Here is a 17,792-nt window from a genome sequence, read left to right as displayed (position 1 = left end):
TGGGGTGGGGGTGGGGTGGGGTGGGGTTAGCCTGTGGGTTGGTCGTTGCGGATCATCAGGGCGCTGCGGAGGCCGGTGATGTCCAGGACGCGGATCAGGAAGTCGCCCACGTGGGTGAGCATCAGCAGGCTCTGCGCGTGGCTGGCCTTACGGCTGAGGACGACCAGCGTGCCCAGGCCCTGCGAGTCGCAGAACGTGACACCACCGAGGTCGAGCACGATGCGCGGCGGCGGGTCGGCCAGCACCTCGTTGACGACCGTGGAGAGCTGAGCGGCCGTGAGCATGTCGATCTCACCGGCCAGGCGCAGCACTGCTTCGTCGCCCGTCCGGTGTAGCGTGATGGACAGTTCGGCACGATCCACCGGGTCAGCCTAGCGCGATCCGGACGACCCGGCCTGTCGAGGCCGCGAGCCGTCCCCGCCAAACAGGCGCCGACCCGCCGTCGGTGGCTCTGCCAGGCGCCGGAGGCGGGTGAGCCCGGTAACCCCGGTCCGGGGTGGCTGCTGGTTGGCCGTTCGGCGCTGCAACAATGGCGGCATCGTGACCGACATCGTTCCCGCCGGATCTGGCCGCTACCCGGCCGACGCGCCGGCCTCCGAGGCCCTGTTCGACCGCGCCCGCGCCATCGTGCCGGGCGGGGTGAACTCCCCCGTGCGTGCCTTCCAGGCGGTCGGCGGCACCCCACGCTTCATGGTCCGTGGCGAGGGTGCGTGGCTGTACGACGCCGACGGCCGCCGCTACGTCGACCTGGTCTGCTCGTGGGGTCCGCTGATCCTCGGGCACGCACATCCCGAGGTGGTGGCCGCCGTGCAGGCCGCCGCCGCCCGGGGCACCAGTTTCGGCACCCCCACCCCCGGTGAGGTGGAGCTGGCCGCCGAGATCGTCGACCGGACCCCGGTGGAGCAGGTCCGTCTGGTCAACTCCGGCACCGAGGCGACCATGTCGGCGATCCGGCTGGCCCGGGGCTTCACCGGCCGCTCCAAAATCGTCAAGTTCGCGGGTTGCTACCACGGGCACGTCGACGCGCTGCTCGCCTCGGCCGGGTCCGGCGTGGCCACCCTGGGCCTGCCCGATTCGCCCGGGGTGACCGGCGCGGCGGCCAGCGAGACGATCGTCCTCCCGTACAACGACATCCGGGCCGTCGAGGAGGCCTTCGCCGCCGAGGGCCCGCACATCGCCGCGGTGATCACCGAGGCCGCCGCCGGCAACATGGGCGTGGTCGCGCCCCGTGACGGCTTCAATCAACAGCTCGCCCGGATCGCGCACGCGCACGGCGCGCTGCTCGTGGTGGACGAGGTGATGACCGGGTTCCGGGTCTCCCGCTCCGGGTGGCACGGCCTCGACGCCTCCGACGCCGACCTGTGGACGTACGGCAAGGTCATGGGTGGCGGCCTGCCCGCCGCGGCGTTCGGCGGGCGCGCGGAGATCATGGCGCGACTCGCGCCGGCCGGCCCGGTCTACCAGGCCGGCACGCTCTCCGGTAACCCGCTCGCCTGCGCCGCCGGCCTGGCCACGCTGCGGCTCGCCGACGACGCCCTGTACCGCCGGCTCGACGAGACGGCCGCCGTCGTGGGCAAGCTCGCGGCCGACGCGCTGGCCGCCGCCGGGGTCCCGCACCAACTGTCGTACGCGGGCAGCATGTTCTCGATCTTCTTCACCGACGCCGACGTCCTGGACTACGACAGCGCCCGCACCCAGCAGGTGCCGGCTTTTAAGGCGTTCTTCCACGCAATGCTCGCCGCCGGCGTCTACCTGCCGCCGAGCGCGTTCGAGTCGTGGTTCGTGTCGGCGGCGATCGACGACGCCGCTCTGGAGCACATCGCCGCCGCGCTGCCCACGGCGGCGAACGCGGCGGCAGCGGCCGGTCACGGGGGTTAGCGTGAGCGCGAGGAGTGAGCCGATCTTGCGAGCCCCGCAGTCGCGAACGAAGGGCGTAGTGGTGAGCGCGAGGAGTGAGCCGGTTCTGCGAGCCCCGAAGTCGCGAACGAAGGGGGCGCAGCCTTGAGCAAGACGGTGGTCCACGTGCTCCGGCACGGCGAGGTGCACAACCCGGACCAGATCCTCTACGGCCGGCTGCCCGGCTTCCGCCTGTCGGAGCTGGGCGTGCAGATGGCCAAGCCGCCGCGCAGGGCCTCGCCGAGCGGGAGATCGTGCACGTGGTGGCCAGCCCGCTGGAGCGCGCCCAGCAGACCGCCGAGCCGATCGCCGCCCAGTTCGGGCTGCCGGTCGGCGTGGACGAGCGGCTGATCGAGAGCGCCAACTGGTTCGAGGGCAAGAAGGTGTCCCCGGGTGACGGGTCGTTTCGCGACCCGCGCAACTGGTGGGTGCTGCGCGATCCGGTGACCCCGTCCTGGGGTGAGGCGTACCGGGTTATCGCCGAGCGGATGTTCGCCGCCGTGCACGCCGCCCGGGTCGCCGCCGAGGGCCGCGAGGCGGTGCTGGTCTCGCACCAGCTCCCGATCTGGACGCTGCGCCGTTACGTCGAGCGCAAGCGGCTCTGGCACGACCCGCGCAAACGGCAGTGCGGGCTGGCGAGCCTCACGTCGTTCCACTTCGACGGCGCGAAGGTGGTGGGCATCGGCTACAGCGAGCCGGCCGCCCACCTGATCGCTCTCTCCGCGACAGCCCGGACGGCCAAGGGGGCCTGATGAACGCCCGGAGGTGGACCGCCGGTCTGCTCGCCGCCGTCGCCGCGGTGGCGCTGGTCGGCTGCACGTCCGGGGGCGGCGGGGAGAAGGACTGCACCAGCGATGGCCTCACGATCACCTGTACGCCGGACCAGCGGTCGAAGACGCCCAAGGTGATCGGCGAACTGCTCACCGGCGGCCAGTACGACGTCTCCCAGGCACGCGGCCAGGTAGTGGTCGTCAACTTCTGGGGTTCCTGGTGCGCGCCCTGCCGTGCGGAGGCCGACGACCTGGAGGACACCTACCAGGCCACCAAGGCGTCCGGGGTGACCTTCCTCGGGGTCAACGTGCAGGACAGCAAGGACAAGGCGATCGCCTTCGAGCAGGGGCGGGCCACCTACCCGAGCATCTTCGACCCCTCCAGCCGCCAGGCGCTGAACTTCGACATCCCGCCCAATTCCACACCGGCGACCGTGGTCCTCGACCGCGACGGCCGGATCGCCGTGGTGATCCGTCGCGCCGTGACAAAGGACGAGCTACGGCCGATCGTCGAACGGCTCGCAGCCGAGAAGCCGGCGTCGAACTGATGGGCGAGACCTTCCGGCAACTGGCCCTCAGCGGGCCGCTGCTGCTCGCCATCGGCGCGGCGTCGCTCGCCGGCCTGGTCAGCTTCCTCTCCCCGTGCGTGCTACCGCTCGTCCCCGGCTACCTCTCGTACGTCACCGGCCTCGCCGCGCCGACCTCGAAGGCCGCCGACCGGCGGCGACCCCGCACCCGCCGAGACCACCGGCGGTGTCGCCGTTCGGGAGCGGACCGCGGCGGTGGCGGTCAAGGGCCGGGTGCTCGCCGGGACGCTGCTCTTCATCGCCGGTTTCACAGTCGTCTTCGTTGCCACCGCGGTCCTGTTCGCCGGCATCGGCCGGGTCTTCTTCGAGTACGAGCGGCAGTTGGAGATCGTCGTCGGCGCGCTGATCATCGTGCTCGGGTTGGGCTACCTCGGGATGATCCCGGCGCTGCAACGCGAGTTCCGGATCTCCCGGCTGCCGTCGGCCGGGCTGCTCGGCGCACCGGTCTTCGGCGCGGTCTTCGCGCTCAGTTGGGTGCCCTGCACCGGTCCCACGCTCGGCGCGGTGATGGGCATGGCGGCCACGAGCGGCCAGAGCGACCGTGCCGTGGTGCTCGCCGTGGCGTACTGCCTCGGGCTGGGGATACCGTTCGTCGTCTTCGGGCTGGGCTTCCAGCGCCTGCTCGGGGTCTTCCGCGCCATCCGGCGCAACAGCCGCTGGGTCACCCGGGTCGGTGGCGCCCTGCTCATCCTGATCGGCCTGGCGCTGGTCACCGGCGGATGGCAGAGCTTCGTGATCTGGTTGCAGACCACCGTCGGGGTGGGCGAGGTGAGCATCTGATGACGTCGTCGACGACCGGCCGGAGGCCGAGGCCCCGGCGCCCCGGCGCCGGCCCAACCGGCTGCTGGCCCTGCTGCGCAACTCGTGGCGGCAGCTGACCAGCATGCGTACGGCGCTGATCCTGCTCTTCCTGCTCGCGGTCGCCGCGATCCCCGGCTCGGTGCTGCCGCAGCGCGGGATCAGCCCGGAGAAGGTCAACCAGTACTTCATCGACCACCCGGACCTGGCCCCCCGGCTGAACCGGATCGGCGCGTTCGAGGTCTTCGGCTCGGTCTGGTTCTCCGCGATCTACCTGCTGCTGTTCGCGTCCCTGATCGGCTGCATCACGCCCCGGCTGCGCGATCACGCCCGGGCGCTGCGGTCCCGGCCTCCGGTCGCGCCGAAGCGGATGGCGCGGCTGCCGCAGCACGCCGTGCTGCCGCCCCGGCCGGTGGCGCGGCGGCCATCGCCGAGGTGCTGCGCAAGCGGCGCTGGCGCGTGGAGGTACGCGGCGACGAGGTCTCGGCCGAGAAGGGCTACCTCAAGGAGACCGGCAACCTGCTGTTCCACACCTCGCTCATCGCGGTGCTGATCGGTGTGGCGCTCGGCTCGTGGTACGGCTGGAGCGGCAACCGGCTGCTCGTGGCGGGAGCGGACAACGCGTTCTGCAACACCCGCCAGCAGTACGCCGAGGCGAAGCTCGGCCCCCGGGTCGACAGCGCCGACCTGCCCCGCTTCTGCCTGCGGTTGGACGACTTCCGGGCCCGGTTCCTCGACAGCGGCCAGCCGGAGTTCTTCAACGCCACGGTGACCGTCGACGGCCCGGACGAGCCGACCCGCAGCGCGGACTTCTCGGTGAACTCGCCGCTGCGCCTCGCCGACGCGAGCGTCTACCTGCTCGGCCACGGGTACGCCCCGGTGATCCGCTACACCGACCGCTTCGGCAACAGCCAGATCAGCGACGAGCCCTTCCTGACCACCGGTGACATGGGTCTGACCAGCGAGGGTCTGGCGGCCTTCCCGGACGCGAACGTCGACCCGGCCACCGGGCAGCGCGCACCGGATCAGCAGATGGCCTTCACCGGCATCTACCTGCCGACCGCGCCGCAGCAGGCCCCCTTCGTCCGCTCGGAGTACCCGACCGAGCGCAACCCGGCGCTGAACCTGGTCGCGTACCGGGGCAACCTCGGCCTGGACGCCGGCATCCCCGGCTCGGTCTACCAACTCGACCAGCGGCAGGTGCGGACCGGCAAGGTCAAGGAGGTCGGCACCAAGCTGCTCCGCAAGGGCGAGTCCTGGACGTTGGACGACGGCACGAAGATCGAGTTCCTGGGCACCGAGCGGTATGTCACGCTCTCCGTCCGGCACGATCCCGGCTCGACGATGCTGCTGGTGAGCTGCGGTGTCCTGCTCGTCGGGCTGATGGGTTCGCTGTTCGGGAAGCGCCGTCGGGTGTGGTTCCGGGTGAATCCGACCGACCCCACGCACGGATCTCCGACGAGCGGTAGTAGCTTGATGGAGGTCGGTGGGTTGCCGCGTACCGACTACCCAGGGTTCGCCGACGAGTTCGCCCGGCTCGTCGCCGCGGTCAGCGGTGACGAACGGGCGACCCAGCGGGCCGACGCGGACGCTGACTCCAGTGACCGGGCCGGCGTGCGAGAAGGAGCCGAGTGATGTCCGCACTCTCCGACAATCTGGTGAGCTTCGCGATCCTGGCGTACCTGGTCGCGATGATCGGCCATGCCGTGGAGTACGCGCTGGGCAATGCGCGTACCCGGGTCGCCGCCGCGGCTCCGGTCCGCGAGCTGGTCGGTGCCGGTGCCGGCGCGCTTCCGCCGCCGCCCGCGCCGGTCCCGTCGCAGCCTGCGGCCGACCGCTCCGCGGGGCGCGCCCGACTCGCGGGCCTGGTCGGGGTGGGCGCCACCGCGGTCGCTGCCCTGCTGCACCTGGCGGCGCTGGTCACCCGCGGGCTCGCGGCCGACCGGATGCCGTGGGGCAACATGTACGAGTTCGTGCTCACGGTGACGTTCATCGGGGTCACGGCCTGGCTGGTGGTGCTCTGGAAGCGGCCGTCACTGCGCAAGCTCGGGCTGTTCCTCACCCTGGTGATGGTGCTGCTGGTCGCCACCGCCGAACTGGTGCTGTACGTGCCGATCGTGCCGCTGGTGCCGGCTCTGAACTCGTACTGGTTCGTCGTGCACGTCTCGACCATCGTCTTCGCGTCCGGCATCTTCCTGCTCGGCGTGGTGCCCGCGGTCGGATTCCTGATGCGCAACGGGTACGAGCAGGGCAAGCGGAGTTTCCCGTACACCCTGGCAAAGCGGCTGCCCGGCGCGGTCGGCCTGGAGCGGCTGACCTTCGCGCTGCACGCCTTCGCGTTCCCGATCTTCACGTTCGCGGTGATCGCCGGGGCGATCTGGGCCGAGGCGGCCTGGGGTCGGCCGTGGGGCTGGGACCCGAAGGAGACCTGGGCGTTCATCTCCTGGGTGGTGTACGCCGGTTACCTGCACGCCCGCGCCACGCCCAGCGTCAAGCGCAACGTGGCCACCTGGATCGCGGTGCTCGGCTTCCTCACCATGCTGATGAACCTGTTCGGCGTGAACATCTTCTTCACCGGCCTGCACTCGTACGGCGGGCTGGACTGACGCCGTCGCCCGGGTTGTCGTCCACCCGTGGGTGGCGGCCGGCTGTGATCGCTTGACCTAGTCGCGATCCCCGTCGAAACGGGACTGGGTCGGTGACTGCCGCGCCGGTCGCCAGGCGCGCAGCGCCCGTTCGACCTGGATCGTGACCTGGTATGACACCTCCGGCAGATCGGCCAGCTCGATCCGTTCGCCGCGCAGCGCCAGTTGGGCGTGCAGCTCTCGGGCAACAGTGTCGCGAAGCTCGACCAGCAGGGGCGACAACCCGTCCGGGTCGCCGACGAGGTAGGCGTCCGGCATGGATCCACCCTGCACCCGCGTCCCGCCGTTCCGCCAGGATCGGTGGGAAGTGTCCGCAGGGCTTGACCCGGTCCTGGTCGGCAATGTGGCGGTGTTCCGCGCCCGGTCGGCCGTTGATCCACTCGACTTCCGTGAAGTCGCGGTGTCCTGCGGCCCGGAGGCACCGACTTCATGAAACCCGAGTGGATCTTGCTGTGGCGACGCCCAACCGGCCGGCAGCCGCGGTCAGCCGCCCAGCCAGCCGGGCACGTCGAGCCGGAACCAGTTGGCCGAGGCCATGGTGTGGAGCGCCGCATTGCGTGCCGGCTCGGCGCTGCCCGACCCGCGCTTGGAGGCGCTGCGCCGGTTCACGCTGACCGTGCTCGACCCGCCGCTGGCCGCCCACGCCTGGACGCCCGCCGCTCAACCGCCCGCCGCCTGCCCCGCCAGTCGGGCGGACCGTTGATCCACTCGGTTTTCAGGACGTCGGCCCATCCCCGGCGCAGGACACCCCGACGTCCTGAAAACGAGTGGATGCTGACCGGCCGCCGGCACGGCGGGCTGCTGGCCCCGGGTCATCGCGGGAGTCACACCACCCGGCCTGGGTCGCGCGGGAGCCGGTGCGGGAGACTGGGCGACATGGCGGCTCGTGGCTTCCCGTACAACGATCTCAAGGACTTCCTCGCGGCGCTGGAGCGCGCGGGGGAGTTGCGCCGGGTGGACGTCCCGGTCGACCCCACCCTGGAGATCAGCGAGGTGGTCACCCGCACGGTGCGAGCCGGCGGACCGGCGCTGCTCTTCGAGCACCCCACCAGGGGTGAGATGCCGGTGGCGATCAACCTGTTCGGCACCGAGAAGCGGATGGCGATGGCGCTCGGCGTCGAGTCGCTGGACGAGATTGGCGCCCGGATCGGCGCGCTGGTCAAGCCGGAGCTGCCGGTCGGCTGGTCCGGCATCCGGGAGGGCCTCGGCAAGGTCATGCAGCTCAAGTCGGTGCCGCCGCGCAAGGTGAAGACCGCGCCCTGCCAGGAGGTGGTCTACCGGGGTGAGGACGTCGACCTGAACCGGCTACCCGGCCTCCAGGTCTGGCCCGGTGACGGCGGGATCTTCCACAACTACGGGCTGACCCACACCAAGCACCCGGAAACCGGAAAGCGCAACCTGGGCCTGTACCGGCTCCAGCAGCACGGCCGCAACACCCTCGGCATGCACTGGCAGATCCACAAGGACTCGACCGCACACCACGCGGTCGCCGAGCGGCTCGGGCAGCGCCTGCCGGTCGCGGTCGCGATCGGCTGCGACCCCGTCGTCTCGTACGCGGCCAGCGCGCCGCTGCCCAGCGACATCGACGAGTACCTGTTCGCCGGGTTCCTGCGGGGCGAACGGGTGGAGATGGTCGACTGCCTCACCGTGCCGTTGCAGGTGCCCGCGCACGCGCAGATCGTGCTGGAGGGCTACCTGGAGCCCGGGGAGCGGCTGCCCGAGGGGCCGTTCGGCGACCACACCGGCTTCTACACCCCGGTCGAGCCGTTCCCGGTGCTGCACATCGAGGCGATGACCATGCAGCGCAAGCCGGTCTACCACTCCATCGTCACCTCGAAGCCGCCGCAGGAGGACCACGGCCTCGGCAAGGCCACCGAGCGGATCTTCCAGCCGCTGCTCAAGCTGCTGATCCCGGACATCGTCGACTACGACCTGCCGGCCGCTGGCGTCTTCCACAACTGCGCGATCGTGTCGATCCGCAAGCGCTACCCGAAGCACGCGCAGAAGGTGATGAACGCGATCTGGGGCGCGCACCTCATGTCGCTGACCAAGCTGATCGTGATCGTCGACGAGGACTGCGACGTGCACGACTACAACGAGGTCGCCTTCCGTGCCTTCGGCAACGTCGACTACGCGCGCGACCTGCTGCTCACCGAGGGCCCGGTGGACCACCTCGACCACTCGTCGTACCAGCAGTTCTGGGGCGGCAAGGTGGGCGTCGACGCGACCCGCAAACTCCCGACCGAGGGCTACACCCGCGGTTGGCCGGAGGAGATGAGCATGAGTCCCGAGGTTACCGCCCTGGTCGACAAGCGCTGGAAGGAGTACGGGATCTGATGGCCGTCCTCGACGCGCCGGCCGAGAAGCCGGGCCGGGTCAAGTCCTTCCTCAAGCTCGTCACCATCGAGCACTCGGTGTTCGCGCTGCCGTTCGCGTACCTGTCGGCGCTGACCGCCATGCAGGTCAACGGCGGGCGGGTGCGATGGTGGGACCTGCTGCTGATCACCGTGGCGATGGTCGGCGCGCGGACGTTCGCGATGGCCGCCAACCGGATCCTCGACCGGCGGATCGACGCCCGGAACCCGCGTACCGCCGGCCGGGAACTGGTGACCGGTGCGGTGAGCGTGCGGACGGCCTGGACCGGCGCGGCCGTCGCGCTGGTGGTCTTCCTCGTCGCCGCCGCGCTGCTCAACCCGCTCTGCCTGGTGCTGGCGCCGCTCGCCGTGGTGCCTCTGGTGGTCTACCCGTACGGCAAGCGGTTCACCAACTGGCCGCACGCCATCCTCGCGATCGCCCAGGCGGTCGGCCCGGTCGGCGCCTGGCTGGCGGTCACCGGCACCCTGGACGGCTCCTGGCCGGCCTGGCTGCTCGGCGCGGCGGTCGGACTGTGGATCGGCGGCTTCGACCTGATCTACGCCTGCCAGGACTCCGAGATCGACCAGGAGATCGGCGTGCACAGCGTGCCCGCCCGGTACGGCCGGCGCTTCGCGTTGCACGCCTCCACCGTCGCGCACGTGGTGACGTTCGCGCTGTTCATCTGGTTCGGTGCGCTGGTCGGCTTCGGCTGGCTCTGGTGGATCGGGCTGGCGTTGACCGCTGTCGCGTTCGGCTACCAGCATTTGGTGGTCACGCCGACCGACCTGAGCAAGGTCAACCGGGCGTTCTTCACCGCCAACGGCTTCGTCGGCATCGCGCTGTTCGTGTTCGCCCTGCTCGACCTGGTGATCCGGCTCGACCTGCGACCCTAGACGCTGGTCGGGTAGCGGGCGCTCTCCAGCGTCCAGTCGATGGTGCCGCGGACCGCGTACGCCACCCCGTCGAGATGGTCGGTGACCGCTTCGTCCAACGCCGGGCCGAACGACGGCACCGCGGCCCGCAGCGCGACGAAGCGGCGCATCGACTCCCGCCAGCGTTCGGCCGCCCGGTCGACCGCCACCGCCGCGGGCACGCCCCACTCGTCCCGCATGGCGAGGACCAGGTTGTGCCCGCCCGAGGTGGCCCGGTCCCGGTCCAGTGAGGCGAGGTCGTTGTACCAGGAGAGCAGGTCGTTGCCGGTACGGGCGATCTCGCGCAGCAACGGGTGGTGGTAGACCGGGTCGGGCAGCAGCCGTCCGCTGACGAACTCCACCAGCGGGTACGACACCTCCGCCGCCGAGGTCGCCCGACGCAGCTCGACGTACTCGGTGACGCTCGGGCGGTGGCCCGCCTCCTTGTTGACCGCCTCCTGCCAGGTGCCGTCCAGGTGCCGGGCAACCGCGTCGGCGAAGCGCAGCCGCCAGCGGGCCGGCATCCGGCGGCGTGGCTCCCGCCAGGCCAGCACCAGCAGCCGGCGCAGCGGACCGGTCAACCCGGCCTGCCGCAGCCGGGGACCGTCGCGCAGCAGGGCCAACGTGCCGTTGCGCAGCGCCCAAATCTGGTCCGGCGCGAGCCGGCCCGGCCCGTCGCAGGCATCGTCGACCAGGAAGAACCAGGTGAACAGAGCGGTCAGCGACCGCAGGTCGGCCTCGGTCGCGTCCGGGTAGAGCCGGCCGGCGTACCTGGCGAAGGCCCCGCGGGCCAGCCGGTGCAGCGCGGCGTCGTCCAGTGCCAGGCCCAGTTCGGGCAGCAGGCCGAGCAGCCACTCCTGCACCCGGTCGGCGTACGGCGACAGCCGGGCCGGAACAGGACACTCGGTGCGCAACGTCCAGAGGACCTCGCCGGTCGTCACCGATGCCTCCTGTGCGAACTGCTGCCGGTGCCAATCGCCACCGGCAGCATGCCAGGTCGACGGGACGCCCACATACCCACCGGACATGTCGGACCGGCCCGGCCCGGGGGTGCCCGCCGGCGGACCAGCCCGACCAGGCAGGCTGGACGGATGCGGGAACCATGGGTGGTCGGTGTCTCCGGGGCTTCCGGCACGCCGTACGCGGCGGCCGTCATCGGCGGACTGCTCGACGCGGGTGAGCCGGTGGACCTCATCGTGTCCCGGGCGGCGCGGCTCACCGTGCTCGACGAGACCGGTCGGCCGTTCCGGGACGCACACTGGGCCGAGGACCTCGCCGCCTGGCTCGGCCGGGACCTGACCGGTGCGGACGTGCGGCACTGGCCGGCGGGCGACCTGGCGGCAGGTCCGAGCAGTGGCTCCTACCGGGTACGCGGAATGGCCGTGGTCCCGGCGAGCACGGCCGCCTGCGCGGGCATCGCGATAGGGCTCTCCAAGGACCTGTTGCAGCGCGCCGCGGAGGTCAACCTCAAGGAACGCCGCCCGGTGGTGGTGGTCCCCCGGGAGACGCCGGTGACCCGCAGCCACCTGGAGCACCTGCTCGACCTGCACGACGCGGGCGCGATCGTGCTGCCGGCCAGCCCCGGCTTCTACGGGGCCGGCGCGGCGGCCAGCGCCCAGCAGTTGGTCGACTTCGTCGCCGGCAAGGTGCTGGACGCGCTCGGCGTCCCGCACACCCTGTTCCGACGGTGGTCCGGCCAGCTCGGCGCTGCTCGGGGCTGAGGTGGCCGCTCAATCCGGCCGCTCACGCCGCCACGGCTGTCCGTAGCGGGACGCGGACCGGACTCGGGTCCGGTCCGCGTTGCGTTGTCCGCACCAGTTCAGTACATGCCGGCGTTGGCCGGACCCGGCCCGGTGGAGGCGGCCGGTCCCACGTTGCGTGGTTTTCCGACCTCGTCCACCTCGTCCAGCATGCCCTCCCCCTCAAGCAGGGCTCGCACCTCGGATTCCCGAAACCGGCGATGCCCGCCTGGAGTCCGGATGCTTCCTATCCGGCCGGCCGCCGCCCATCTCGTCACAGTCTTCGGGTCCACCCGAAACAGCGCGGCGACCTCACCCGGTGTCAGCAGGCGATCTCCAGTGTCCACAGCCCCCTCCTCGCGTCGACGAAGCCCCTGGCTGAACACACTGCCCCCGGCTGGTGCGAGCCCAGAGCCGTCATGAGGGACGTATGGCAATTACAGCACCAGGGACCTGGCCTGTCCGCCAAACGCGAAAAACGCACTGAGTGGGAAGTTAGTAAATGGTACTGGTGCAACCCCTACCTTGACCGTCGGTTTGTGAACAGTTACTCACTGCTGTGTGCAACGGATACCGAAGGCTTCGCGTTACGCCCAACCGGTTAAGGTCACTCTCCGTGGATGCCATCGACCTGAGCCTCGTCGACCTGCTGCGCGGCAACGCCCGCCTGTCGTACGCCGAACTGGCCCGGCAGGTTGGTCTCTCCGCCCCCGCCGTCCACGAGCGGGTCGGCAAGCTGGAGAGCAGCGGCGTGGTCCGCGGCTACCGCGCTGACGTGGAGCCGGAGGCGATCGGGCTGGGCGTCACCGCGCTGATCGGCATCGTCGAGGACTCCGGGGCGGACTCCGACGACATGCTGGAGTCGCTGCGGGTGCTGCCCGAGATCGAGTCCTGCTACTTCATGGCCGGCGTGGAGTCGTTCCTGCTCAAAGCACGGGTCGGCACGATCGCCGAGCTGGAACAGTTGATCGTGCGGCTCAACCGGACGCCCGGGGTCGCCTCCACCCGCACCGCCATCGCGCTGAGCACCAAGTGGGAGAACCGCCCCCAGCCGGTCGGTCCGCCAGCTCCCTGACGGTCGCGTACCCCTGGTGCCGCCTGGTCAGCCGTCGGTAGCGTGCGCCGATGACCTCGTCCGGACGCGGTACGGCCGTGGTGACCGGGGCAGCCGGCGGCCTGGGCCGGGCCATCGCCACCGCGCTGCACGACGACGGCTGGTCGGTGTTGCTCACCGACCTCGACGCCACGGCGGTGGCCGCCGCCGCGGCGCCCCTCGGCGGGTGGTCGGCCGCCCTGGACGTGCGGGACGAGGTCGCCTGCGCGCTGATCGCGGCGACGGCGGCGAGCCGGGGTCGCCTCGACCTCTGGGTCAACAACGCCGGCATCCTGGTCACCGGCCCCGCCTGGGAACACGACGGGCGGACCCGCCGCCGGGTGCTCGACGTGAACGCGTTCGGCGCGATGAACGGCACCCTGGCCGCGCTCGCGCTGATGCGCGAGCAGGGCCACGGCCACGTGCTCAACGTCGTGTCGCTGGCCGGGCTGGTCGCCGCACCCGGCGAGACGGTGTACGCGGCCAGCAAACACGCACTGCTGGCGTTCAGCCTCGGTACCCTGTCCGATTTGCGGATGGCCGGATACCGGCGGGTGCACGTCTCCTGTCTCTGCCCGGACGGCATCTGGACCCCGATGCTGCACGATCGACTGGACGACCCGGGGGCGCTGGCCTCGTTCACCGGATCGATGCTGACCCCGCAGCTGGACGCGCTGCCCCGGCTGGCCGTCGCGCTGATCCCGGTCGTTCGGGCCGCCGGCCGGGCCGGACAGCGCCGTCAACTGCGCCGGACCGCCCCACCGGACCGGAGCTGACCACCTCCGGCCTGCTTGCTAGGTTTCCGGCGTGACACATCTCGACCGGTGCGACGAGGCCAGCCGGACCTGGGTGACCGAAGCGATCGCCGCCGTCGAGGCCGACGCGAACCGTTCGGCCGACACCCACCTGCTGCCGTTCCCACTGCCCCGGGCCTGGGGGATCGACCTCTACCTCAAGGACGAGTCGTCACACCCGACCGGCTCGCTGAAGCACCGGCTGGCCCGCTCGCTGTTCCTCTACGGGCTCTGCAACGGCTGGATCGGGCCGCGCACCACGGTCGTCGAGGCGTCCTCGGGTTCCACGGCCGTCTCCGAGGCGTACTTCGCCCGGATGCTCGGCCTGCCGTTCATCGCCGTCATGCCCGCCTCCACCTCCCCCGAGAAGATCTCCCAGATCGAGTTCCAGGGCGGCCGGTGCCACCTGGTCGACGACCCGGCGAAGGTGGTGGTCGAGGCCCGCTGGCTGGCCGAGGACACCGGCGGGCACTTCATGGACCAGTTCACCTACGCCGAGCGGGCCACGGACTGGCGGGGCAACAACAACATCGCCGAGTCGATCTACGCGCAGCTGGAGCTGGAACGGCACCCCATCCCGGCCTGGATCGTGGTCGGCGCCGGCACCGGCGGCACCAGCGCGACCATCGGCCGGTACGCCCGGTACCGGCGGCTGCCCACCAAGCTCTGCGTGGTGGACCCGGAGAACTCCGCCTTCTATCCGGCCTGGCTCGCCGCCGACTGGTCGGTACGCACCGGTAAGGGCTCCCGGATCGAGGGCATCGGCCGGCCCACCGTGGAGGCGTCCTTCCTGCCCTCCGTGGTGGACCGGATGGTCCAGGTGCCGGACGCGGCGTCGATCGCCGCCATGCGGGCCGGCTCGGCGGTGCTCGGCCGTCGGGTCGGCGGCTCGACCGGCACCAACCTGTGGGGCGCGTTCGGCCTGATCGCCGGGATGCTCGCCGAGGGCCGAACCGGCTCGGTGGTCAGCCTGATCTGCGACCCCGGCGACCGGTACGCCGACACGTACTACGCCGACGACTGGGTGGCCGCCCAGGGGCTCGACCTGACGCCGCACCTGGCCACTGTCGAACGGTTCCTGAGCAGCGGCGACTGGCCCGCCTGAGCACCCGCGGGTGCCTCAGCGCGGGTCGATCCGTTCGGCCAGCCCCGGGTAGCGCACCACGTACCCGTCGGCGTCCACGTCGATGTCGGCGGTGAAGGTGCCGCTGGCGAACCGCACCCGACCCGGGCCGAGCCCGGTGTAGATCTGCTCGGCCGCCACCACCTCCAGACCGGGCAGCAGCACCCACGCGACGGTGATCCGGCGTGGCATGTCGGCCGCCTCGGCGGCCAGCCCGAGCCGGTGGAACGGCAGGGCGTTGAACAGCGGCGACCCGCTCAGGTCCACGTCGAGGGCGTCGGCCAGCCGGTCCGGGTCGTCGGTGCCCGGCAGGCCGGCCCGGGGATGGCCGGCCGCGACCAGAGCAGCGTCCAGGTCGCCCTGCTCGGCGGTGGTCACCCGCCACCGGCCCGTGGCCCGTTCCAGAGTCACCCGGCGCAGCCAGCCCGGCCCCTCGGCCTCGACCTCCACCCGCGCGTGCTCCAGTCCGGTGCGGTGGTCAGCTGGTAGCGGGCCGTCCAGGGGATCGGGTCGACGGCGAGCATGGTGCCCCGGGCCGCGAGCCCGCTGCCGTCGTCGAGCAGCACATGCTCACTGCCGGCGGTGTCCGTCCGGGACCAGAAGATCGACTTCGGCATGGTCGGCATGAGGCGGACGTTACGCGACCGGGCCGACATCGGCAGGCCATGCGCGAACGCCGCCGCGAACCGTGAGCTCCGCGACGGCGTTCGGGTCGGTCAGTCGATCAGTGGGTACGCGCCGGCGGACGCCCGCCGAAACCACGCCGGTCGTCGCGCGCCCGGTCGTCGCGCGGCCGGTCGTCCCGGCCACGGCTCTCGGAGCGGAAACCACCCCGGGTGTCCCGGTCGCCGAAGCGCCGCTCACCGGCCGGTCGGTCGGTGAACCGCCGCTCGTCGGCCGGCCGGTCGCCCTGACGCCGGTCGCCCTGCGGACGGTCGCCGTAGCGCCGCTCGCCGGTCGGCCGGTCGCCGTAGCGGCGGTCACCCTGCGGGCGGTCGCCGAAGCGGCGGGGGCCACCGGACCGGTCGTCGAAACGACGCGAGCCGCCCGAGCGGTCGCCGAAGCCGCGCGGCTCCGCCTCCACCCGGACCGGAACTCCGCTCGGCTCGCGGGCGCCGATCAGCTCGGCCAGCACCGGGTCGCCGACCCGGACCCGGGTCTCGGCCGGCGCGACGCCCGCCTTCTCCATCATCGCCAGGGTGGTCCGCCGCTGCTTGGGCAGCACCAGCGTGGCCACCGCACCCGACTCGCCCGCCCGGGCGGTGCGTCCGGCGCGGTGCAGGTAGTCCTTGGGGTCCTTCGGCGGGTCGACGTGCAGCACCAGGGTGACGCCGTCGACGTGGATGCCTCGGGCGGCCACGTCCGTGGCGACCAGGACGTTCATCCGGCCCTCACGGAACTCGGCCAGGGTCTTGGTACGCATCCGCTGAGTCTTGCCGCCGTGCAGGCCGCCGGCCCGTACGCCGACCGCGGCGAGCTGCTCGACCAGCCGGTCCACACCCAGCTGGGTGCGGGCGAAGACCATGGTCCGGCCGTCCCGGGCGGCGATCGAGGCGGCCACCGGGAACTTCTCGTGCGGCGGGATCAACAGCACGTGGTGGTCCATGGTGGACACCGAGGCCGTGGACGGCGCCGTGGAGTGGGTCACCGGGTCGTTCATGAACCGCTTGACCAACGCGTCGACGTCACCGTCCAGGGTGGCCGAGAAGAGCAGCCGCTGACCGTTCGCGGGCGTCTTCGCCAGCAGCTCGGTCACCTCGGGCAGGAAGCCCATGTCGGCCATCTGGTCGGCCTCGTCGAGCACCGTCACCTCGACGTCGTCGAGCTGGCAGATGCCCCGCTCGATGAGGTCGCCGAGCCGACCCGGCGTCGCCACGATGATCTCCACGCCGCGGCGCAGCGCGTCGATCTGACGGTCGTAGGGAACCCCGCCGACGGCGGTCTTCAGGAACACGTTGAGGGACTTGCCCAGCGGCAGCAGGGCGTCGTTGACCTGCATGGCCAACTCGCGGGTCGGGACCAGGACCAGGGCGCGCGGCCGCATCGGCCGGGCCGGCTTGCCGGCGGCGACCCGGGCCAGCACCGGCAGGCCGAAGGCGAGCGTCTTGCCCGACCCGGTCTGTCCGCGGCCCAGCACGTCGCGGCCGGCGAGGGCGTCGGGCACGGTGGCCCGCTGGATCTCGAAGGGGGCGGTGATGCCCTGCCGCGCCAACGCGCGGACCAGGGGCTCGGGCAGACCGAGCGCGGCGAAGTCGATCGACTCGGCGGTCTCCGCCGGCGCGGCGTCGGCCTGCGCCAGGTCGGTGTCGGGCGTCCCGACAGCGGGGTCGTAAACGGACGGAACGATGCTGTGGTCAGCAGAGGTGGTCAACAAATGCCTTTCGAGCGGGGCGCATCTTCGCGATGGCCTGCCGCGGCTGTTGTCGCCGGATCGCCCGCAAGACCGCCCATGGGCGCGCACCACGCGCGCCAGGTCAGTGATCTCGACAAGTGTACGGCGGTTCGGCGAAGTCGCCAGCCGCTTGGCCGACGGTAGTGGGCCGACTCACCATCGGCCCTCGGCGGCTCAGCTGTTGAGCACGTCGCCCATCAGGCCGTCCAGGGCGTTGTTGGCCAGCAGAACGACCAGGACGCTGACCGCCACCAACAGCCCCAGCGCGGCGGCCAGGACGAGCAGGACACGGGTGGTACGGGGCCGGTCGGCCGGCGTGTCCGCCCAGCCCTGGGCCAGGATGTGCCCGGTCAGGGAACCGGAATTCTCCACCGCGTTGGCGGGCATGGCGATCGTGGTGAAGCCCGGCCCCTCCCCGCTGCCGTAGACGGTGCCGGCCAGGTCTGAGCCGGTATCCGGCCGCCCGCCGCGGACACCGGCCGTGGCCCGTCCCGCCGGGCTGGTCGTGGACGCGGTCGGTCGGGCGGCGCCGGTGCCGGCGACCGTGGACGGGGGAGCGCCGGTGGTGGATGGCGGCCACGCGGGCAGTGCGGGCGCGGGCACCACCGGCGGGGCGGAGACGGGGGCATCGGCCCAGCCACCGCCGGAGGTCGGCAGGGCCGGCGCAGCGCCGGACGCCCTGCCCGCCG

At 71.9% G+C, this 17,792-nt stretch carries 15 protein-coding genes and 5 pseudogenes; 13 read left to right on the top strand and 7 right to left on the bottom strand.

The genetic code is table 11. From position 1 onward, the window contains the following. Nucleotides 1-26 precede the first annotated feature (26 nt). Nucleotides 27-362, bottom strand: a complete 336-nt coding sequence (locus JNW91_RS21150; protein ID WP_007454492.1) for an STAS domain-containing protein — start codon at nt 360-362, stop codon at nt 27-29. 178 nt (nt 363-540) lie between these two features. On the opposite strand from JNW91_RS21150, the gene hemL reads away from it, so the two are divergent. From hemL to ccsB, 6 genes and pseudogenes are all read left to right on the top strand, one after another. Further along, entirely contained in the window at nt 541-1,878 is a 1,338-nt protein-coding gene (hemL, locus tag JNW91_RS21145) for a glutamate-1-semialdehyde 2,1-aminomutase (protein ID WP_203177231.1), read from the top strand. Nucleotides 1,879-2,001: 123 nt separating this feature from the next. Further along, nucleotides 2,002-2,648: pseudogene (locus JNW91_RS21140) on the top strand (histidine phosphatase family protein). Continuing rightward, nucleotides 2,648-3,214, top strand: coding sequence for a TlpA family protein disulfide reductase (locus JNW91_RS21135; RefSeq protein WP_203177230.1), 567 nt, complete (start codon nt 2,648-2,650; stop codon nt 3,212-3,214). Before JNW91_RS21140 ends, JNW91_RS21135 begins: the two are co-directional and overlap by 1 nt. Continuing rightward, nucleotides 3,214-4,033, top strand: a pseudogene (locus JNW91_RS21130) (cytochrome c biogenesis CcdA family protein). The gene JNW91_RS21135 and the pseudogene JNW91_RS21130 overlap by 1 nt, the downstream one beginning before the upstream one ends. 73 nt (nt 4,034-4,106) lie before the next feature. Continuing rightward, nucleotides 4,107-5,686 (top strand): annotated as a pseudogene (gene resB / locus JNW91_RS21125) (cytochrome c biogenesis protein ResB). Then, entirely contained in the window at nt 5,686-6,657 is a 972-nt protein-coding gene (gene ccsB, locus JNW91_RS21120; RefSeq protein ID WP_203177229.1) for a c-type cytochrome biogenesis protein CcsB, read from the top strand. Before resB ends, ccsB begins: the two are co-directional and overlap by 1 nt. A 57-nt stretch (nt 6,658-6,714) precedes the next feature. Here ccsB and JNW91_RS21115 read toward each other — a convergent pair whose 3' ends face one another. Then, nucleotides 6,715-6,954, bottom strand: coding sequence for a hypothetical protein (locus tag JNW91_RS21115; protein ID WP_203177228.1), 240 nt, complete (start codon nt 6,952-6,954; stop codon nt 6,715-6,717). Nucleotides 6,955-7,219: 265 nt separating this feature from the next. On the opposite strand from JNW91_RS21115, the gene JNW91_RS21110 reads away from it, so the two are divergent. The 3 genes from JNW91_RS21110 (at nt 7,220) to mqnP (ending at nt 9,944) form a co-directional block, all read left to right on the top strand. After that, the gene (locus tag JNW91_RS21110; protein ID WP_203177234.1) at nt 7,220-7,399 is read left to right on the top strand and encodes a hypothetical protein; all 180 of its coding nucleotides are present in this window, start codon (nt 7,220-7,222) and stop codon (nt 7,397-7,399) included. Between the two features lie 173 nt (nt 7,400-7,572). Then, on the top strand, nt 7,573-9,033 hold the full coding sequence (locus JNW91_RS21105; RefSeq protein ID WP_203177227.1) for a menaquinone biosynthesis decarboxylase: 1,461 nt from the start codon (nt 7,573-7,575) through the stop codon (nt 9,031-9,033). Beyond that, a complete protein-coding gene (gene mqnP / locus JNW91_RS21100) occupies nt 9,033-9,944 on the top strand; it encodes a menaquinone biosynthesis prenyltransferase MqnP (RefSeq protein WP_203177226.1) in 912 nt (303 codons plus the stop codon). The genes JNW91_RS21105 and mqnP overlap by 1 nt, the downstream gene beginning before the upstream one ends. Here the strand turns inward: mqnP and JNW91_RS21095 are convergent. Next, nucleotides 9,941-10,903, bottom strand: coding sequence for a terpene synthase family protein (locus tag JNW91_RS21095; RefSeq protein WP_203177225.1), 963 nt, complete (start codon nt 10,901-10,903; stop codon nt 9,941-9,943). The genes mqnP and JNW91_RS21095 overlap by 4 nt on opposite strands. A gap of 150 nt (nt 10,904-11,053) precedes the next feature. Here JNW91_RS21095 and JNW91_RS21090 point away from each other — a divergent pair, with 150 nt between their 5' ends. Beyond that, entirely contained in the window at nt 11,054-11,683 is a 630-nt protein-coding gene (locus JNW91_RS21090; RefSeq protein WP_203177224.1) for a UbiX family flavin prenyltransferase, read from the top strand. Nucleotides 11,684-11,781: 98 nt separating this feature from the next. Here JNW91_RS21090 and JNW91_RS21085 read toward each other — a convergent pair whose 3' ends face one another. After that, nucleotides 11,782-12,048, bottom strand: coding sequence for a BldC family transcriptional regulator (locus JNW91_RS21085; protein ID WP_007454516.1), 267 nt, complete (start codon nt 12,046-12,048; stop codon nt 11,782-11,784). A 269-nt stretch (nt 12,049-12,317) separates the two neighbouring features. Between JNW91_RS21085 and JNW91_RS21080 the strand changes: the two genes are divergently transcribed. The 3 genes from JNW91_RS21080 to cds1 are packed head-to-tail and all read left to right on the top strand — an operon-like array spanning nt 12,318 to nt 14,693. Further along, on the top strand, nt 12,318-12,776 hold the full coding sequence (locus tag JNW91_RS21080; protein WP_139587121.1) for an Lrp/AsnC family transcriptional regulator: 459 nt from the start codon (nt 12,318-12,320) through the stop codon (nt 12,774-12,776). 50 nt (nt 12,777-12,826) lie between these two features. Continuing rightward, the gene (locus JNW91_RS21075; RefSeq protein ID WP_203177223.1) at nt 12,827-13,570 is read left to right on the top strand and encodes an SDR family oxidoreductase; all 744 of its coding nucleotides are present in this window, start codon (nt 12,827-12,829) and stop codon (nt 13,568-13,570) included. A 31-nt stretch (nt 13,571-13,601) separates the two neighbouring features. Continuing rightward, nucleotides 13,602-14,693: an L-cysteine desulfhydrase Cds1 gene (gene cds1, locus JNW91_RS21070; RefSeq protein ID WP_203177222.1), complete on the top strand. Its 1,092-nt coding sequence runs from the start codon at nt 13,602-13,604 to the stop codon at nt 14,691-14,693. 15 nt (nt 14,694-14,708) lie between these two features. Here cds1 and JNW91_RS21065 read toward each other — a convergent pair. The 3 genes and pseudogenes from JNW91_RS21065 to JNW91_RS32550 all read right to left on the bottom strand — a co-directional run. Beyond that, nucleotides 14,709-15,328, bottom strand: a pseudogene (locus tag JNW91_RS21065) (putative glycolipid-binding domain-containing protein). A gap of 107 nt (nt 15,329-15,435) precedes the next feature. Further along, entirely contained in the window at nt 15,436-17,010 is a 1,575-nt protein-coding gene (locus JNW91_RS21060; protein WP_203177233.1) for a DEAD/DEAH box helicase, read from the bottom strand. Between the two features lie 267 nt (nt 17,011-17,277). Continuing rightward, nucleotides 17,278-17,792 (bottom strand): annotated as a pseudogene (locus JNW91_RS32550) (hypothetical protein); the annotation flags it as partial.

Origin of the sequence: Micromonospora parastrephiae (assembly GCF_016802865.1) — a bacterium.
GTDB classification, from domain to species: Bacteria; Actinomycetota; Actinomycetes; order Mycobacteriales; family Micromonosporaceae; genus Micromonospora; species Micromonospora parastrephiae.
The sequence above is the reverse complement of the archived record's forward strand: the minus strand, read 5'-3'. Positions and strand labels throughout refer to the sequence as shown.

Excerpts from the sequence above, each read along its gene's own strand:
- JNW91_RS21135 (WP_203177230.1), top strand. The coding sequence starts at position 2,648 with ATGAACGCCCGGAGGTGGACCGCCGGTCTGCTCGCCGCCGTCGCCGCG.
- ccsB (WP_203177229.1), top strand. The coding sequence starts at position 5,686 with ATGTCCGCACTCTCCGACAATCTGGTGAGCTTCGCGATCCTGGCGTAC.
- JNW91_RS21115 (WP_203177228.1), bottom strand. The coding sequence starts at position 6,954 with ATGCCGGACGCCTACCTCGTCGGCGACCCGGACGGGTTGTCGCCCCTG.
- JNW91_RS21105 (WP_203177227.1), top strand. The coding sequence starts at position 7,573 with ATGGCGGCTCGTGGCTTCCCGTACAACGATCTCAAGGACTTCCTCGCG.
- mqnP (WP_203177226.1), top strand. The coding sequence starts at position 9,033 with ATGGCCGTCCTCGACGCGCCGGCCGAGAAGCCGGGCCGGGTCAAGTCC.
- JNW91_RS21090 (WP_203177224.1), top strand. The coding sequence starts at position 11,054 with ATGCGGGAACCATGGGTGGTCGGTGTCTCCGGGGCTTCCGGCACGCCG.
- JNW91_RS21075 (WP_203177223.1), top strand. The coding sequence starts at position 12,827 with ATGACCTCGTCCGGACGCGGTACGGCCGTGGTGACCGGGGCAGCCGGC.